Here is a 574-nt window from a genome sequence, read left to right as displayed (position 1 = left end):
GATGGTAATAGCATTTGTCCGGTCATGTATGCGGAGTTGTTAGATAGGGTGCAGCGCTTGATATCGAATGGATCTATTGCTTGCTTGTTATAGCCTGTATTGTATGAAAAACCTATTTTATAACCTGCCTTCTTAACAAGTTCTTTTGTTTTGCTGGTGAAGTGGTCGTATCCGCCAACAGGGTAAGAAAAGCTTTGAACTGTGCGTCCCACTTTTTCTTCCAAAATTTCTTTAGACTCCTTAAGTTCCTGAAACTGAGTTTGTTCATCTAATGTTGCTAATACTCGATGTGAGTGGGTGTGTGAGCCGATCGCTACGTTATCTTCCGGCAAGCTTTTAATTTGTTCCCAGCTCATCCATTGAGCCGATTGCTCTTCTATAGAAGGTAGTGCTACTTCACAAGAGTTAGATAGTCCTTCGATCAGGTCTTTTGTATGCTCATATGGTGTTAATTTAAATCTAACCAGTGCGGCTTGAATAGAGCTTGCTTTTTCATGCGCATTGGTAATAGGAAAGCTTTGATTGCCAATGTTAATGTTACTTTTCTTACTTTGAGAGATTAGATAGGAGGAAA

At 39.7% G+C, this 574-nt stretch carries 1 protein-coding gene; it reads right to left on the bottom strand.

The features are described 5' to 3' along the window. Positions 1–574, bottom strand: a 574-nt coding sequence (locus A3761_RS03305; RefSeq protein ID WP_156491555.1) for a polysaccharide deacetylase family protein, incomplete at both ends; no start/stop codon positions are given.

The sequence above is a fragment of the Oleiphilus sp. HI0123 genome (genome assembly GCF_001635315.1).
This window is presented reverse-complemented; position numbering and strand designations above follow the sequence as displayed.